We start from the raw sequence: 16044 nt of genomic DNA on the forward strand, positions 1-16044 counted from the left end.
CCATGTCCAGCACCATACTTGTAGTAGAAGACGAACCCGCCATCCAGGAACTCATCGCCGTCAATCTGTCCTTTGCCGGCCACAAGGTGCTGCGCGCGTTCGACGCCGACCAGGCCCAGACCCTGATCCGCGCGGAACTGCCCGACCTGATCCTGCTGGACTGGATGCTGCCCGGGACCTCCGGCCTGTCCCTGGCGCGCAAGCTGCGCGCGGAAGAACGCACGCGCACCGTGCCGGTCATCATGCTGACGGCCAAGGGCTCGGAGCAGGACAAGGTGGACGGCCTGGAAGCCGGCGCCGACGATTACATCACCAAGCCGTTTTCGCCCAAGGAACTGATGGCGCGCATCAAGGCGGTACTGCGCCGCCGCGCACCGCAGCTGACCGACGACGTCATCGACGTGGCGGGCCTGAAGCTGGATCCCGTGACGCACAGGCTGAACGGCGGCGGCCACCCGCTGCAGATCGGCCCCACGGAATTCCGCCTGCTGCACTTCTTCATGACCCATCCCGAGCGGGTGTTTTCCCGTTCGCAGCTGCTGGACCAGGTGTGGGGCGACCACGTCTTCGTCGAGGAACGCACGGTGGACGTCCATATCCGCCGCTTGCGCAAGGCCCTGGAGCCCACCGGACACGATACCCACGTCGAGACGGTGCGCGGCAGCGGCTACCGGTTTACAGCGCAGCTCCCGCCCGGTAAAACCAGCGCACAATGATTTTGTTGCGCACGATACTCCTGATCGCCGCCTGGGCGCTGCTGGCGGCGTTGGCCCAATGGCTTTTCGGCGACCCGGCAGGCTGGCTGGCGATGTGCGTGGCGCTGGCCGCCACGCTGCTGGCCCGCAGCGCCCGCCTGCAGCGCGTTTCGCAATGGGCGCGCAACCCCGAGTCCGCGCCGCCCGCCGCGGTGGGGCCGTGGGACGACATCCTGGCTCCCTTGTACCGCTACGTCCGCGGACAGGCACGCCAGCTGGCCGAAAGCCGCGACGCCATGCAGGGCATGCTGGCGGCGGCGCAAGCGCTGCCGGACGGCGCGGTCACCCTGAACCAGGACCTGCAGATCGACTGGTGCAATCGCGTCGCGCGCCAGCATCTGGGGCTGCGCCTGCCCGCCGATCGCGGCGCCAATCTGCTGAATCTGGTGCGCGCGCCGGAATTCATCGAATACAGCCGCCAGGACGACTGGCCCGAACCCATCCTGGTCCGCATGGCGGTGGGCAGCCAGGAACGCCTGCTGATGATGCAGCTGACCGCCTATGCGCGCGACCAGCGCCTGCTGATCACCCGCGACGTCACGCAGATCGAAAAACTGGAAACCACGCGGCGCGACTTCGTGGCCAATGTCTCGCATGAACTGCGCACGCCGCTGACCGTGCTGGCGGGCTTCCTGGAAACCATGCGCGAGATGCCGGACGAGGCCCTGAGCCGCGAGCAGCGCGGCCAGTACCTGACCATGATGCATGAGCAGGCGCAGCGCATGCAGGCCATCGTGGCCGATTTGCTGACGCTGTCCACGCTGGAGTCCTCGCCCAATGCGGAACCGCACCGCGTGCGCATGGCGACGCTGCTGCAGACGGCGCGCCAGCAGACCGAGGCCTTGTCCTCGGGGCGCCACACGCTGGTCTGGCGCCTGGACGAGGGCGTGGACCTGCTGGGCGCGGAAAGCGAACTGTCTTCCGCCGTCTCCAACCTGCTGACCAATGCGGTGCGCTACACGCCGGAAGGCGGCACCATCACCGTCCGCTGGGAACGGCTGCCCGAGGGCGGCGCGCGCTACAGCGTGCAGGACACCGGTATCGGCATCGCCGCGCGACACATCCCCCGGCTGACGGAACGCTTCTACCGCGTGGACCGCGGCCGTTCGCGCGCGGTGGGCGGCACGGGCCTGGGCCTGGCCATCACCAAGCACATCGCCATGCGCCACGACGCGGAGCTCAGCATCGCCAGCGAAGTCGGCAAGGGCAGCACCTTCGTGCTGGTGTTCCCGCCGGAACGCGTCGTCGAGAGCGACGCCGCCTGAACCCGGGGCCGGCGTGGACGCCCCTGCCACGTGTGTGGCTACCCCGGGTAAACCCGGCCTTCCCTGGCATGATGATTGCGCCCGCGGATCCGCATCGGAACGCACGAATTCTCGAAGGGAGCATGCCAGCATGACGCGTATCGTCCTGTTCGAAAACATCCATCCCAGCGGCGTGGCGGTCTTCCGCGACGCCGGCTACACCGACATCCAGACCTATTCGTCCTCGCTGCCGCCGGACGAACTGCGGGCGGCGCTCAAGGGCGCGGATGTGGTGGGAATACGGTCGCGCACGCACCTGGACGCCGCCCACTTCGAACAGTTCGCCGACCTGCGCGTGGTCGGGTGCTTCTGCATCGGCACCAACCAGGTGGACGTGGACAGCGCCATGCACCATGGCGTACCCGTCTTCAACGCCCCCTTTTCGAACACCCGCTCGGTGGCGGAGCTGGTGCTGGCCGAAGCCATCCTGCTGTTGCGCCGCATCCCCGAGAAAAGCACGCGGGTGCACCAGGGCCATTGGGACAAGACCGCGTCGGGCGCCTACGAGGCGCGCGGCAAGACGCTGGGCGTCATCGGCTACGGCAACATCGGTTCGCAGGTGGGCACGCTGGCCGAAAGCGTGGGCATGCGCGTCGTCTATCACGATGTAGAGGCCAAGCTGCCCCTGGGGAACGCGCACGCCGTCAACACCCTGGCCGAGCTCCTGGCGCAGAGCGATGTCGTCACGCTGCACGTGCCGGGCGGCCGCAGCACCGAAAACATCATCAACGCGGATACGCTGGCGCAGATGAAGCGCGGCGCGATCCTGATCAATGCCTCGCGCGGCACGGTGGTGGACATCGACGCCTTGCACGCGGCCCTGGCCTCGCAGCACCTGGCCGGCGCGGCGCTGGACGTGTTCCCCACCGAGCCGAAAAGCGTCGATGAGCCCCTGGCCAGCCCGCTGATCGGCATGCCCAACGTGATCCTGACCCCGCACATCGGCGGCAGCACGCAGGAATCGCAGGAAAACATCGGCCGCGAAGTCGCGGAAAAGCTGGTGCGCTACCTGCAGGCCGGCACCACCAAGGGCGCGGTCAACTTCCCGGAACTGCCGTTCACCGAGCGGGCCGGCACCGCCCGCATCCTGCATATCCACCGCAACGTGCCGGGCGCGCTGGGCACGCTGGACAACCTGCTGGCCCAGCAGGGACTGAACATCCTGAGCCAGAACCTGCAAACGCGCGGCGATATCGGCTATGTCGTCACCGACGTCGACGGCGTGGTCGACGACGAGATCATGCGCGCGCTCTGCGGCCATCCCGTGACGATACGCTGCCAGCGCATCTAGGTAGGGTGTTATCCGGCCCGGCATGGGCCCGGCGCCGGCGCCTTCAGGGGCCGGCCTGTGCCGTCCCTGTGCCCCCCGCCGCCCCTATGCGGCTCCCTGTGCCGCCGCATGCAGGCAGGCCGCCATGCGCGCGGCAACGCCCGCCGCATCGGCGGAACGGCGGATGACGATACCGATCTGCCGTTCGAACCCCGCCGCGCCCAGGTCCAGCAAGCGCAGGCCGGCGGCATCCAGGTCGCGCGTGCGCGGCATCAGCGCCACCCCGAGCCCGGCCCGCACCAGATTGGCGATGGCGTCGATCTCGTCCAGTTCCACGGCCTCGTGCACGGCCAGGCGATGGCGGCGCAGGAAGGCATCCACCAGGCGCCCGCCGAAGGAGGCGCGGTCGTAGCGGATGAAGGGGTGGACGGCCAGCGCCTCCCGCCAGCCCGTTTCCGGCAGCGAGGCCGGCACCGCCAGCACCATGGGCTCCGAGACCAGGGGCTGCCAGGCCAGTTCGGGCGGCAGCTTGAACGGCGGCCGGATCAGGACCGCCAGGTCCACCTCCGAGGCATCCACGTGGGCCAGCAGCGACAGCGACACGCCCGGGACGATGCGCACGCTGACGTCGGGAAAATCCGCGCGGAACAGGCGCAGCGCCGTCACCAGCAGGTGCTGCTGCACCGAGGCGATCGCCGCCATGCGCAGCGATCCCGTGACGTGCCCGGTTCCCGCCTGCGTCACCATCCGGTTCACCAGGCCCAGGACCTCCTCGGCCTGCGCCAGGACCTCCCGGCCGGCATCGTTCAAGGTAGCCGACCGCGCCGTGCGGTCGAACAGCGCCACGCCGACGAACTCCTCCAGCCGCCGGATCTGCGCGCTGACGGCCGACTGCGTCAGCCCCAGTTGGCGCCCGGCCCCGGTGAACGTGCCGTCGCGGGCCACGGCGACGAAGGTGCGGAATTCGGTGAGCATCGTGAAAATTCGTGCTAAGTCCAAAAAAATATCGTTTTTCAATCAAAAATATACTCCCTACACTAGCGCCTGGTTTCCATCCTTCCCCTGGAGTTCCGAATGAGTGCCCAAGCCGCCATGCCCCCCTTCCACCTGGCCTTCCCGGTACGCGACATCGCCGAGGCCCGCCGCTTCTATGGCGACCTGCTGGGCTGTCCGGAGGGGCGCAGCGCGCCGGAGTGGGTGGACTTCAACTTCTACGGCCACCAGATCGTCGCGCACCTGGCGCCGGACGAATGCGGACACAAGCAGACCAGCGCCGTGGACGACCACGATGTGCCCGTGCGCCACTTCGGCGCCGTCCTGTCCATGGACCAATGGGAAGCCATGGCGGACAAGCTGACCAAGGCCGGCACCAAATTCGTCATCGAGCCCTACGTCCGCTTCAAGGGCGAAGTGGGCGAGCAGGCCACCATGTTCTTCCTGGATCCGTCCGGCAACGCGCTGGAATTCAAGGCCTTCAAGAACCTGGATTCGCTGTTCGCGAAGTAAGGCCGCGCGGCACGTGGACGCAGCGCCCGACAGACCGGCGCCCGCCTGGCGGATCCACCCCCAGGGCGATCGCTGCCTGCTCGTCGTCTTCGGCGACGCCATCGACGAAGCGGTGGGCCGCCGCTGCCTGGCCGTGTCGCGCCTGCTGCGCGACGCCGCCCTGCCCGGGGTAACCGACGTCGTGCCGTCCTTCGTGGCGGTGGCCGTGCATTACGCCCCGGGGCCCGACGGCCGGGGGCCCACCTACGCGGCCCTGGCCGAGCACATACACGGCCTGCTGGCGCAAGGCATCCCGGACGGCGACAGCGCGGCGCGCGACGTCACCGTCCCGGTGTGCTACGGCGGCGAGCATGGCCCCGACCTGGAAGACGTGGCGCGCGCGGCCGGCATCAGCCCGGAAGAAGTCATCGCGCTGCACACGCGTCCGGGCAGCATGGTCTATATGCTGGGCTTCGCGCCCGGCCATCCCTATATCGGCGTGCACGATGCACGGCTGAACCTGCCGCGGCGCGCATCGCCCCGTACCGCCGTGCCGATGGGATCCGTGGCGGTGGCCAACCGCCAGACCGTGATCTATCCCAGCCGCCTGCCCGGCGGCTGGAACATCATCGGCGCCACGCCCCTGAGGCTGTTCGACCCGGCGCGCGAACCCGCGTCCCTGCTGCAGCCGGGCGACCGCATCCGCTTCGTGCCCATCGACGCCCAGGCCTACGCGCGCATGCGGGCGGAACAGGAATGACGCTCTCCGTATTGAAGCCGGGACTGCTGTCCTCTTTCCAGGACCTGGGACGGCTGGGCTACCAGCACCAGGGCATACCGGTGGCGGGCGCCATGGACGCTCGCGCCCATCGCCTTGCCAGCCTGCTGGCGGGCAACGATCCCGCCCGTACCGCGTCGCTGGAGATCACCCTGCAAGGCCCCACCCTGCGCTTCGAGCGCGCCGCCTGCTTCGCCCTGAGCGGCGCCGCCCTGGGGGCGGCCCTCGATGGCAGCCCCGTGCCCCTGAACCGGCCGCTGCTGGCGCGTGCCGGCCAAGTGCTCGCCTTCGGCGCGGCCCCCGGCGCGCCGGGCAGCGCCGCCCCCGGCCTGCGCGCCTATCTGGCCGTGCATGGCGGCTACACCCTGCCCCGCGTGATGGACAGCGAAAGCACCTACCTGCGCAGCGGCTTCGGCGGCTACCAGGGTCGCGCCCTGGCCAAGGGCGATAGCGTCGGCCTGCGCGCGCACCTGAAAACGAACGCACTGCAGGCCCTGGAAGATGCCTTGTGGGACATCCGGCTCTACCTGCCCGCCACCCTGGCGACCCAGGCGCGCGCCACGGTACGCGCCATGCCCGGCCGGCAATGGGAGGCCTTCACCCGCGAAGCGCGCGACGCCTTCGCCGGGGCCCCCTACACCGTGACACCGCAATCCGAACGCATGGGGTATCGCCTGAACGGCCCGGCGCTGGCCATGGAAGCGCCGCGCCAGATGCTGTCCGAGGCCACCTGCTTCGGCACGGTACAGGTGCCCGCCGACGGCGCGCCCATCGTCTTGATGGCCGACCGCCAGACCACCGGCGGCTACCCCAAGATCGCCCAGGTCGCCAGCGTGGACCTGCCGCTCTTGGCACAGGCGGCGCCCGGTAGCACCATACGCTTTGAAATGATCTCCCTGGAGGAAGCGCAGCGGCTGGATGGCGAGCGCGAGACCGCCTTCGCGCGCCTGGCCGCGGCGCTGGCCCCCTTGCGCGACCTGTACGCGCGCCACACATCCGAATCGAACTGACGGAGCACAGCCATGGGTTTATCCATCGACTTGAACTGCGACATGGGCGAAAGCTACGGCGCCTGGAAAATGGGCAACGATGAAGGCGTCCTGGAATACGTCTCCTCGGCCAATATCGCCTGTGGCTTCCATGGCGGCGACCCGGGCACCATGCGCCGCACGGTAGCGGCCGCGCTGGCCCGCGGTGTCGCGCTGGGCGCGCACCCCAGCCTGCCGGACCTGGCCGGCTTCGGGCGCCGCGTCATGCAGGTCAGCCCCAGCGAGGCCTATGACTTCATGGTCTACCAGATCGGCGCCCTGGCCGGCGTGGCCGCCTCGCAAGGCGCCCGGCTGCATCACGTGAAGGTGCACGGCGCCCTGTACAACATGGCGGCCAAGGATCGCGCCCTGTCCGAGGCGCTGTGCCGCGCCATCCGCGACGTCGACAGCAAGCTCGTTCTATACGGCCTGGCCGGCACCGAGCACATCCGCGCCGCGGAGGCCCTGGGCGTGCCGGTGGCACAGGAAGTCTTCGCCGACCGTTCCTACCAGGACGACGGCTCGCTGACCCCGCGCAGCCACCCCGGCGCCATGATCACCGAGGTCGACAAGGCCGTCGCGCAGGTGCTGCGCATGGTGCAGGAAGGCAAGGTGCGTTCGGTCAACGGCAAGGACGTACCGGTGCGGGCCGATACCCTGTGCATACACGGCGACCAGCCCAACGCCCTGGTCTTCGCCAGCGGCATCCGCTCGGCGCTGGAGAAAGCCGGCATCGCAGTAAAAACGGTGGCCGCGCCCGCCTCGTAGCACCCGCCGCGCGCTGGCGCCACAGCCCACCGCGGGGCGGCAAGCCGCCCCCCGCCAGCACCACCACCACCGCACGCCACCACAGCCACCACCGCAAGCCAACACCACAAGCCAACACCACGCAGGCGTTTTCGGGCCGCGCAGGGCGGCCCGAAAACGACGGGCAACAGAAGCTCTTTCCTACCCCGAACACGCGACCCACGAAAGGCCAAGAACACCGCCCGCCCCAGCGACCGCCTCTAAGGCAACCCGTGAGTCCGGCGGGGGAGATGCCTGTCGGGGCCGGCCCGTCCGAGGGCGCGCGAGGGCTTCCGTACGTAGGACGGCCGGGCAAAAAAGCCGCAAGAACCCCACCGCCCCTTCGGCCGCCGAAGGAGGAAGACAAAGCGGCAGTCCAGGGCGAAGGCCCTGGACCGCCCGAGCGGGCCGGCCCCGACAGGCATCTCCCCCACCGGACGGCAAGAGCAAGGCAACCTTCGAAAGCCCCGTCCAAGACAGCACCAGCAAGACAACCTGAAACGGCATCCAACACGACGGACACCCCCGAGCCCCACGGTTCAGGCCGCAGCCCCTCCCGAGCGCGCAGCCACTTCTTCCGCATACGCGCCCAGCACCATCGGCAGTATCCAGTGCGCGCACTCGCGCCTGACCGCCGCCGCACAGGGAAAATCCCGCCGTGCGATCGCGTCCACCACCCGTCCCACATAGCTGGCCGAGGCCCCCACATCGGAGAACCCGCGGCGGAACAGGTTATAGCGCAAGGGTTCGCAGCGTTCGTTCAGGCGATGCACCGATTCGCGCAGAGGCTGGTTGCCGATGAACTCGACGACATCCAGGAACGCCCGCCGCACCGTCGACAGGTAATTCAGGACCGCGCGATCGGGATCGCATTGCCGCAGCCGTTCGTGCGCGGCGCGCAGCTTGGCCAGCAGCGGCTCCAGGTCCTGGTGTTCCGCCAGCCCCTGGATGGCATAGGCCTCCAGCTCGGCGCGCAGCAGATACAGCTGGCGGATCTCCTGTTCCGTGTACAGCACCACGCGAAAACCGCGGCGCTGGGCGTGCGTGGCCAGCCCGCTCAGCTCCAGCAGCCGCAACGCCTCCCGGATGGGACTGCGGCTCGTGCCGAATCGTCTTTCCAGTTCCTGTTCGCGCAGCGGTTGGCCGGGCGCCAGGGTCCCGTCGATGATCATTTGACGGACTTGCTCGTACAGCATGTACGGGATGGTGGCGGATGCCTTGATTTCCATGCCTTCTTCCTGAACGGCACCGTTGTGTATACGCTCGTGACGCATAACACAATGATACAAGCAGACAGGAAGCGATACGGCCAGCCTGTACAAAATCAAAAATCGCGGCCGCAGCCGCGATCCAGATCCCTACACCAACACCCGCTCGATGCCGCCCGCGTTGGCCTGCTTGACGTAGTTTTGCATCCAGTCCTCGCCCAGGATATGGCGCGCCATCTCCACGACGATATAGTCCGCGTCCATCGCGGTATCCCCCTTGTAGCGGGACAGGCCCTGCAGGCACGACGGGCAGGAAGTCAGCACCTTCACCTGGCCGTCGAAGCCATCCGCCCGCACCGCCTCATTGCCCTTGCGCAGTTCTTCTTCCTTGCGGAAGCGCACCTGCGTCGAAACATCCGGGCGGCTCACCGCCAGCGTGCCCGATTCCCCGCAGCAGCGGTCGCTCTTGATGGCCCCGTCGCCGACCAGCGACTTGACCGTCTTCATCGGGTCCTGCAGCTTCATGGGCGTATGGCAGGGGTCGTGGTACATGTAGCGCACACCCTGCACGCCATCCAGCTTGATACCCTTTTCCAGCAGGTACTCGTGGATATCGATCAGGCGGCAGCCCGGGAATATCTTGTCGAACTCATAGCCCGCCAACTGGTCGTAGCACGTGCCGCAACTGACCACCACCGTCTTGATGTCCAGGTAGTTCAGCGTATTGGCGACGCGATGGAACAGGACGCGGTTGTCCGTGATGATCTGTTCGGCCTTGTCGTTCATGCCGTTGCCGCGCTGCGGATACCCGCAGCACAGATAGCCCGGCGGCAGCACCGTCTGCACGCCGGCATGCCACAGCATGGCCTGCGTGGCCAGCCCCACCTGCGAGAACAGCCGCTCCGAACCGCAACCCGGGAAGTAGAACACCGCTTCCGTATCGGCCGATGTGGCGCGCGGATCGCGGATGATCGGCACGTAGTTGGCGTCCTCGATATCCAGCAGCTTGCGCGCCGTCTGCTTGGGCAGGCCGCCGGGCATCTTCTTGTTGATGAAGTGCACCACCTGCTCGCGCAGCGGCGCCTTGCCCACGCTGGCCGGCGGATGGCGCGTCTGCTTGCGCGCCAGGCCCGACAGCAGGTCGTTGGCGGCGCGCTGCACCTTGTAGCCCACGCCCACCATGGCCTTGCGCGTGGCGTTGATGGTGGCGGGGTCCTTGGCGTTCAGGAAGAACATCGCCGCCGCCGTGCCCGGATTGAAGGACTTGCGGCCCATGCGGCGCAGCAGCGCGCGCATATTCATCGACACGTCGCCGAAATCGATGTCGACCGGACAGGGGTTGTAGCACTTGTGGCAGACGGTGCAGTGGTCCGCGACGTCCTCGAATTCTTCCCAGTGCTTCAGGCTGACGCCGCGGCGGGTCTGCTCCTCGTACAGGAAGGCCTCGACCAGCAGCGACGTCGCCAGGATCTTGTTGCGGGGCGAATACAGCAGATTGGCGCGCGGCACATGGGTGGCGCACACCGGCTTGCACTTGCCGCAGCGCAGGCAATCCTTGATGGACGACGAAATCGCGCCGATGTCGCTCTGCTGCATGATCAGCGACTCATGGCCCATCAGGTTGAAGCTGGGCGTCCAGGCGTGCGTCAGGTCGGCGCCCGGCATCAGCTTGCCCGCGTTGAAGCGGCCATGCGGATCCACGCTGCGCTTGTAGTCCTGGAAGGGCTGCAGCTCTTCCTGTGTCAGGAACTCGTACTTGGTCAGGCCGATACCGTGCTCGCCGGAAATCACCCCGTCCAGGTCCCGGGCGATCCGCATGATGCGCGCGACCGCCTCGTTGGCTTCGCGCAGCATGCCGTAGTCGTCGGAGTTGACCGGGATGTTGGTGTGCACATTGCCGTCGCCCGCATGCATGTGCAGGGCCACGAAGACACGGCTCTTGAGCACGCGCGCATGGATGGCACGCATTTCGTCCAGCACCTTCTTGCAGGCCGAGCCGGAGAAAATCCCCTGCAGCTGGGCCAGGACTTCGGTCTTCCAGGACACGCGCACGGTGCGGTCCTGCACCACGTCGAACACCCGCGCGGCCGGCTGCGCCGCGATGCGGTCCGCCAGGGTGGCCTGCATATGGGCCATGCCCAGGCCGGCGAGGTCCGGCAGCGCCTGCGTCAGCGGTTTGTCCAGTTCGTTCAGCAGATACTGCCAGCGCGCGCGCGTCGCGCCGATCAGCGCCTGCGCCTGCCGCGTGCGCTCGGCCAGGATTTCGGCGCGGGTGATTTCCGCGTCTTCCTCGTCCTCGGCCTTGCCCAGCGGCAAGGGTTGCGCCAGGAAGGCGTCCAGTTCGTCCAGCAGGCGCAGCTTGTTGCGCGTGGAGAGCTCGATGTTGATGCGTTCGATGTGGTCCGTGTACTCGCCCATGCGGCCCAGCGGGATCACCACGTCCTCGTTGATCTTGAAGGCGTTGGTGTGGCGCGCGATGGCGGCGGTGCGGGAACGGTCGGCCCAGAACTTCTTGCGGGCTTCCGCGCTGACGGCGACGAAGCCCTCGCCATGGCGCGTATTGGCCAGGCGCACGACTTCGCTGGCGGCCGCGGCCACGGCCGCTTCGTCGTCGCCGACGATGTCGCCGATCAGCACCATCTTGGGCAGCTGGCCGCGCTTGCTCTTGGTGGCATAGCCCACCGCGCGCAGATAGCGTTCGTCCAGGTGCTCCAGCCCGGCCAGGATGGCGCCGCGCTGCTTGCCCTCGTTGTCCAGGTAGTGCTTGACCTCGACGATGGACGGAATCGCATCGCGCGCCTGGCCGAAGAACTCCATGCATACCGTGCGCGTATGCGCGGGCATGCGGTGCAGCACCCAGCGCGCCGACGTGATCAGGCCGTCGCAGCCTTCCTTCTGCACGCCGGGCAGGCCGGCCAGGAACTTGTCGGTGACGTCCTTGCCCAGGCCTTCCTTGCGGAAGCGCCGGCCTTCGATTTCCAGGACCCGGCTGCGCAGCAGGGTTTCGCCCGGCTTGCCGCGGCCGTCGAACCACTTCAGTTCGAAGCGGGCGACGTCGACGTCATGGATCTTGCCCATGTTGTGTTCGAGGCGGGTGACTTCCAGCCAGTTGCCTTCCGGATCGACCATGCGCCACCAGGCCAGGTTGTCCAGCGCGGTTCCCCACAGCACGGCCTTCTTGCCGCCGGCGTTCATGGCGATATTGCCGCCGACACAGGAGGCTTCGGCCGAGGTCGGGTCCACCGCGAACACATAGCCGGCCTGCGCGGCCGCGTCGGCCACGCGCTTGGTCACCACGCCGGCGCCCGTGAATACCGTGGCGACCGGCTCGGCAACGCCCGGCAATTCGGTGGGCTCGACCTTGCCCAGGGTCTCGAATTTTTCCGTATTGATGACGGCCGACTTCCAGGTCAGCGGTATCGCGCCGCCCGTATAGCCCGTGCCGCCCCCCCGCGGGATGATGGTCAGGCCGAGCTCGAAGCAGCCGCGCACCAGCGCGGCGATCTCGTCCTCGCTGTCCGGCGTCAGGACGACGAAGGGGTATTCCACGCGCCAGTCGGTGGCATCGGTGACATGGGCGACGCGCGACAGGCCGTCGAACTTGATGTTGTCGCGCGCGGTGACGCGGCCCAGCACCTTCTGGGCCTGCCGGCGCAGTTGTTCGGTCTGGTCGAACTGGGCCTCGAAGCTGGCCACGGCGGCCCGCGCGCGGTCGATCAGCTGCAACACCTTTTCGTCGCGGTACAGGTCGCGCCCTTCCTGGAAATCGATGCGGCCGGGCTCGCGGCGCTTGTCGATCTCTCCCAGGCGGTGATGCAGCGCCTCGATGAGCTGGCGGCGGCGCTTGGGATTGTCCAGCAGGTCGTCCTGCAGATAGGGATTGCGGCGCACCACCCAGATATCGCCCAGCACCTCGTACAACATGCGCGCGGACCGGCCGGTGCGGCGCTCGGCGCGCAGGTCCGTCAAGAGTTGCCAGGCGTCCTCGCCCAGCAACCGGCCGACGATCTCGCGGTCGGAAAACGAGGTGTAGTTGTAGGGGATCTCACGCAGGCGGGTGCCCGGTGCCGGCGGAACCGCCGCATTCAGAAGCTGGCTGGCGAGGGGGGCGTTCATGGAAGCTGAGGGATGGCCCTTAAAAAAATATTTTACGCCATGGGATGGAACCGCCCGGTAATAACCCCAGGGCGCCGCCGGCCCGCCGCGGGACTGACAGCGACCTGAAGGCCGCGGACCCCCATCAGGCGTGCGGGAACAGCCAGACCAGGCTGCCCGTCATCACCAGGTAGCGCAGGAATTTACCGATCGCCATATAGATCGTGCAAGGCCAGAACGACAGGCGCAGCCAGCCGGCCACCGCGCACAGCGGATCGCCCACGGCGGGCAGCCAGGACATCAGCAGCGCGGGCGGCCCCATGCGGTGCAGCCAGTCGTGGGCCTTGCGGTGCCAGCGGCCCTGGTCGGCATGCGAGCGGGCCTCATGGGCGCGATGGGGATGCTTTTCCTTCCAGCGCTCGGCGGCGCGCCAGGCGCCCCAGCCCATGGCATAGCTGATTGCCCCGCCCACCGTATTGCCGGCGGTGGCCACCAGCACGGCGGGCCAGAACATGTCGGGCATCAGCTTGACGTAGCCGAATACCGCGGGCTCGGATCCCAGGGGCAGCAGCGTGGCGGATACCAGGCTGATAAGGAATATGGCGCTCAGGCCGACGTTGGGCAGCGCCAACGCGGCCAAAAGCCAGTTCACGGCGGACGTCAGGGCGGCTTCCATGCCGCGCAGTGTAGCCCGAGGCGGGCCCCATTCCCGGGGTGGCCGCCTGCCCGGCGGCGGACCCGGAAAAACGGCACCGATAGGCGCGGAATGCTGTGGTAACCTGCCCGACGCTTTCAATCCTGCCCCGCAGTCCATGTCCACCGACTATCTGAAACGCATCCTCACTTCGAAGGTCTACGACGTCGCCGTCGAGTCGCCGCTGGAAGCGGCCACGCTGCTGTCGCAGCGAATTTCGAACACGGTGCTGCTCAAGCGCGAGGACACTCAGCCGGTTTTCAGCTTCAAGCTGCGGGGCGCGTACAACAAGATGGCGAATATGCCGCCGGCGGTCCGCGCCCGCGGCGTCATCGCCGCCTCCGCCGGCAACCATGCGCAGGGCGTGGCGCTGTCCGCCCGGCGGCTGGGCTGCCGGGCGGTCATCGTCATGCCCACCACCACCCCGGCCGTCAAGATCGACGCCGTGCGGCGACTGGGCGGCGAGGTCGTGCTGGCCGGAGAGAGCTTTTCCGACGCCTACGCCCACGCCCAGGAGCTGGAGCGCAAGCAGAAGCTGACCTTCGTCCACCCCTTCGACGACCCGGACGTGATCGCCGGCCAGGGGACCGTGGGCATGGAAATCCTGCGCCAGCATCCCGGGCCGCTGGACGCCGTGTTCGTCGCCATCGGCGGCGGCGGCCTGATCGCCGGCGTGGCCACCTACATCAAGCAATTGCGTCCCGAAGTGCGGATCATCGGCGTGCAGACCGAGGACTCCGATGCCATGGTGCGCAGCGTGCGCGCCGGCCGCCGCGTGCTGCTCAACGATGTCGGGCTGTTTTCCGACGGCACGGCGGTCAAGCAGGTGGGCGCGGAAACCTTCAAGCTGGTGCGCAAGCACGTCGACGACTTCGTGGTCGTCGATACGGACGCCATTTCCGCCGCCATCAAGGACGTCTTCCAGGACACGCGCAGCGTGCTGGAACCGGCCGGCGCGCTGGCGGTCGCCGGCGCCAAGCAGTATCTGTCGCAGCAGAAATGGAAGGGCAAGACGGTGGCGGCCATCGCCTCCGGCGCCAACATGAATTTCGACCGCCTGCGCTTCGTCGCCGAACGGGCCGAGGTCGGCGAAATGCGCGAAGCCGTGTTCGTCGTCTCCATGCCGGAACAGCGCGGCAGCTTCCGCAAGTTCTGCGAACTGGTGGGCGACCGCAGCGTCACGGAGTTCAACTACCGCATCTCGGACGCCGTGCGGGCGCACGTCTTTGTCGGCCTGCAGGTTTCCTCGCCGTCCGAACCGGAAAAGCTGGCCAATACCTTCCGCCGCCACGGGTTCGATACGCTGGACCTGACGCACGACGAAATGGCCAAGACGCACCTGCGGCATATGGTGGGCGGGCGCTCCGCGCTGGCCCACGACGAATTGCTGTACCGCTTTGAATTCCCCGAGCGGCCCGGCGCCCTGATGCGCTTCCTGAGCGCCATGAATCCCAGCTGGAACATCAGCCTGTTCCATTACCGCAACCAGGGCGCCGACTACGGCCGCATCCTGGTCGGCATCCAGGTGCCGCCCTCGGACAAGAAGCAGTTCAAGGACTTCATCGCGGAACTGGCGTATCCCTGCTGGAACGAGACCGATAACCCGGCTTATAAACTGATACTCTGACCTGCCGTCAGGCCCTGTAAACCCTGGCTCCGGATCGCGGGGCATACCAGCGGGACGCGTTGGATGGACATCCAGCTCAACGACATCGCCTTGTTCGTCGAAGTGGCCAAGCGCAAGAACTTCAGCCATGCGGCCGAAGCGCTGGGCATTCCCTCGGCCACGCTGTCCAAGCGGGTCACCGAACTGGAACGCCGCATCGGCATGCAGCTGCTGACGCGCACCACCCGCCGCATCGAACTTACCGAAGCCGGCGCCCTGTATTTCGACCGCTGCCGCCACATCATCGAAGAGGCCCGCGTCGCCCACGAGCAGCTGCAGGACATGGCGGCGCTGCCGCGCGGGCGCTTGCGCGTTTCCATGGGGCCCAGCCTGGCGGCGCTCGTCCTGCCGGTGGTGATGCGCGAGTTTACCGACCAGTACCCCGACATCGAATGCGAATTCGACGTCACGGAGCGCCGCCTGGACCCCATCAGCAATCCCTTCGATCTGGTGCTGCGCCTGGGACCCCAGCCGGATTCCAGCCTGATCTCCCGCAAGCTGATGCTGATGAGCCACCAGCTGTATGCGTCGCACGACTATCTGGAACGCCACGGGCAGCCGCTGACGCCCGCCGACCTGAGCCATCACGATTGCCTGCGCTTTCCCGGCGGCGAGGGCAGCTCCTCGTACTGGATCCTGCACTCCGGCGACCGGGTGGAACGCGTCGCCGTGTTCGGGCGGCTGATCGCCAACAACGTCGGCATGCTGGGGCGGCTGGCCGCCCGCGGCATGGGCATCGTGCCGCTGCCGGTCTTCCATGCGATGGAAAAGGCCATTGCCCAGGTGGGACTGGTGCGCGTGCTGCCGGACTGGAACCTGACCCCCATGCCGCTGTTCGCCCTGCTGCCCTCGCGCACCATCCCGGCGAAAACGCGGGCCTTCCTGGACTTCATCCAGCCGCGGCTGCAGGAACGGCGCTAAGGCGCGCGACACCGCGGCCCCGCTCGCCGGCCGGCTGCCCGCTTCCCTCTGCCC

General features: G+C 67.9%; 13 protein-coding genes. 9 read left to right on the top strand and 4 right to left on the bottom strand.

Going from position 1 to position 16044, the window contains the following annotated elements:
• Positions 1-2: 2 nt before the first annotated feature.
• From phoB to serA, 3 genes are all read left to right on the top strand, one after another.
• Entirely contained in the window at positions 3-716 is a 714-nt protein-coding gene (gene phoB / locus BAU06_RS23440; RefSeq protein WP_066356285.1) for a phosphate regulon transcriptional regulator PhoB, read from the top strand.
• Positions 713-2020 carry a phosphate regulon sensor histidine kinase PhoR gene (gene phoR, locus BAU06_RS23445; RefSeq protein WP_066356292.1) on the top strand — a complete coding sequence of 436 codons (1308 nt, stop codon included), beginning with the start codon at positions 713-715 and terminating at the stop codon, positions 2018-2020. The genes phoB and phoR overlap by 4 nt, the downstream gene beginning before the upstream one ends.
• 130 nt (positions 2021-2150) lie before the next feature.
• Positions 2151-3350: a phosphoglycerate dehydrogenase gene (serA, locus tag BAU06_RS23450; RefSeq protein WP_066356293.1), complete on the top strand. Its 1200-nt coding sequence runs from the start codon at positions 2151-2153 to the stop codon at positions 3348-3350.
• Positions 3351-3434: 84 nt separating this feature from the next.
• Here serA and BAU06_RS23455 read toward each other — a convergent pair whose 3' ends face one another.
• The gene (locus BAU06_RS23455) at positions 3435-4304 is read right to left on the bottom strand and encodes a LysR family transcriptional regulator (RefSeq protein WP_066356295.1); all 870 of its coding nucleotides are present in this window, start codon (positions 4302-4304) and stop codon (positions 3435-3437) included.
• A gap of 99 nt (positions 4305-4403) precedes the next feature.
• Between BAU06_RS23455 and BAU06_RS23460 the strand changes: the two genes are divergently transcribed.
• The 4 genes from BAU06_RS23460 to BAU06_RS23475 are packed head-to-tail and all read left to right on the top strand — an operon-like array spanning position 4404 to position 7388.
• The gene (locus tag BAU06_RS23460; protein WP_066356297.1) at positions 4404-4835 is read left to right on the top strand and encodes a VOC family protein; all 432 of its coding nucleotides are present in this window, start codon (positions 4404-4406) and stop codon (positions 4833-4835) included.
• A 13-nt stretch (positions 4836-4848) separates the two neighbouring features.
• Positions 4849-5574 (top strand): 5-oxoprolinase subunit PxpB, encoded by a 726-nt coding sequence (pxpB, locus tag BAU06_RS23465; RefSeq protein WP_066356299.1) that lies wholly within the window; start codon positions 4849-4851, stop codon positions 5572-5574.
• Positions 5571-6602 carry a 5-oxoprolinase subunit C family protein gene (locus BAU06_RS23470; protein ID WP_066356301.1) on the top strand — a complete coding sequence of 344 codons (1032 nt, stop codon included), beginning with the start codon at positions 5571-5573 and terminating at the stop codon, positions 6600-6602. Before pxpB ends, BAU06_RS23470 begins: the two co-directional genes overlap by 4 nt.
• Positions 6603-6614: 12 nt before the next feature.
• Positions 6615-7388 (top strand): LamB/YcsF family protein, encoded by a 774-nt coding sequence (locus BAU06_RS23475; protein ID WP_066356303.1) that lies wholly within the window; start codon positions 6615-6617, stop codon positions 7386-7388.
• A gap of 557 nt (positions 7389-7945) precedes the next feature.
• Here BAU06_RS23475 and BAU06_RS23480 read toward each other — a convergent pair.
• The 3 genes from BAU06_RS23480 to BAU06_RS23490 form a co-directional block, all read right to left on the bottom strand.
• The gene (locus BAU06_RS23480) at positions 7946-8635 is read right to left on the bottom strand and encodes a GntR family transcriptional regulator (RefSeq protein WP_082993796.1); all 690 of its coding nucleotides are present in this window, start codon (positions 8633-8635) and stop codon (positions 7946-7948) included.
• 129 nt (positions 8636-8764) lie between these two features.
• Positions 8765-12730 carry a DUF3683 domain-containing protein gene (locus BAU06_RS23485; protein WP_066356310.1) on the bottom strand — a complete coding sequence of 1322 codons (3966 nt, stop codon included), beginning with the start codon at positions 12728-12730 and terminating at the stop codon, positions 8765-8767.
• A 124-nt stretch (positions 12731-12854) separates the two neighbouring features.
• Entirely contained in the window at positions 12855-13385 is a 531-nt protein-coding gene (locus BAU06_RS23490; RefSeq protein ID WP_066356311.1) for a YqaA family protein, read from the bottom strand.
• 136 nt (positions 13386-13521) lie between these two features.
• Here BAU06_RS23490 and ilvA point away from each other — a divergent pair, with 136 nt between their 5' ends.
• Both ilvA and BAU06_RS23500 read left to right on the top strand, forming a co-directional pair.
• Positions 13522-15030, top strand: a complete 1509-nt coding sequence (gene ilvA, locus BAU06_RS23495) for a threonine ammonia-lyase, biosynthetic (protein WP_066356312.1) — start codon at positions 13522-13524, stop codon at positions 15028-15030.
• 63 nt (positions 15031-15093) lie between these two features.
• Positions 15094-15990 (top strand): LysR family transcriptional regulator, encoded by an 897-nt coding sequence (locus BAU06_RS23500; RefSeq protein ID WP_066356314.1) that lies wholly within the window; start codon positions 15094-15096, stop codon positions 15988-15990.
• The last annotated feature ends 54 nt before the right edge of the window (positions 15991-16044 follow it).

The organism is Bordetella bronchialis (assembly GCF_001676705.1).
GTDB lineage: Bacteria > Pseudomonadota > Gammaproteobacteria > Burkholderiales > Burkholderiaceae_B > Bordetella_C > Bordetella_C bronchialis.

Excerpts from the sequence above, each read along its gene's own strand:
- BAU06_RS23470 (WP_066356301.1), top strand. The coding sequence starts at position 5,571 with ATGACGCTCTCCGTATTGAAGCCGGGACTGCTGTCCTCTTTCCAGGAC.
- phoB (WP_066356285.1), top strand. The coding sequence starts at position 3 with ATGTCCAGCACCATACTTGTAGTAGAAGACGAACCCGCCATCCAGGAA.
- BAU06_RS23480 (WP_082993796.1), bottom strand. The coding sequence starts at position 8,635 with ATGGAAATCAAGGCATCCGCCACCATCCCGTACATGCTGTACGAGCAA.
- BAU06_RS23500 (WP_066356314.1), top strand. The coding sequence starts at position 15,094 with ATGGACATCCAGCTCAACGACATCGCCTTGTTCGTCGAAGTGGCCAAG.
- BAU06_RS23475 (WP_066356303.1), top strand. The coding sequence starts at position 6,615 with ATGGGTTTATCCATCGACTTGAACTGCGACATGGGCGAAAGCTACGGC.
- ilvA (WP_066356312.1), top strand. The coding sequence starts at position 13,522 with ATGTCCACCGACTATCTGAAACGCATCCTCACTTCGAAGGTCTACGAC.
- BAU06_RS23455 (WP_066356295.1), bottom strand. The coding sequence starts at position 4,304 with ATGCTCACCGAATTCCGCACCTTCGTCGCCGTGGCCCGCGACGGCACG.
- BAU06_RS23460 (WP_066356297.1), top strand. The coding sequence starts at position 4,404 with ATGAGTGCCCAAGCCGCCATGCCCCCCTTCCACCTGGCCTTCCCGGTA.
- BAU06_RS23490 (WP_066356311.1), bottom strand. The coding sequence starts at position 13,385 with ATGGAAGCCGCCCTGACGTCCGCCGTGAACTGGCTTTTGGCCGCGTTG.
- phoR (WP_066356292.1), top strand. The coding sequence starts at position 713 with ATGATTTTGTTGCGCACGATACTCCTGATCGCCGCCTGGGCGCTGCTG.
- serA (WP_066356293.1), top strand. The coding sequence starts at position 2,151 with ATGACGCGTATCGTCCTGTTCGAAAACATCCATCCCAGCGGCGTGGCG.
- BAU06_RS23485 (WP_066356310.1), bottom strand. The coding sequence starts at position 12,730 with ATGAACGCCCCCCTCGCCAGCCAGCTTCTGAATGCGGCGGTTCCGCCG.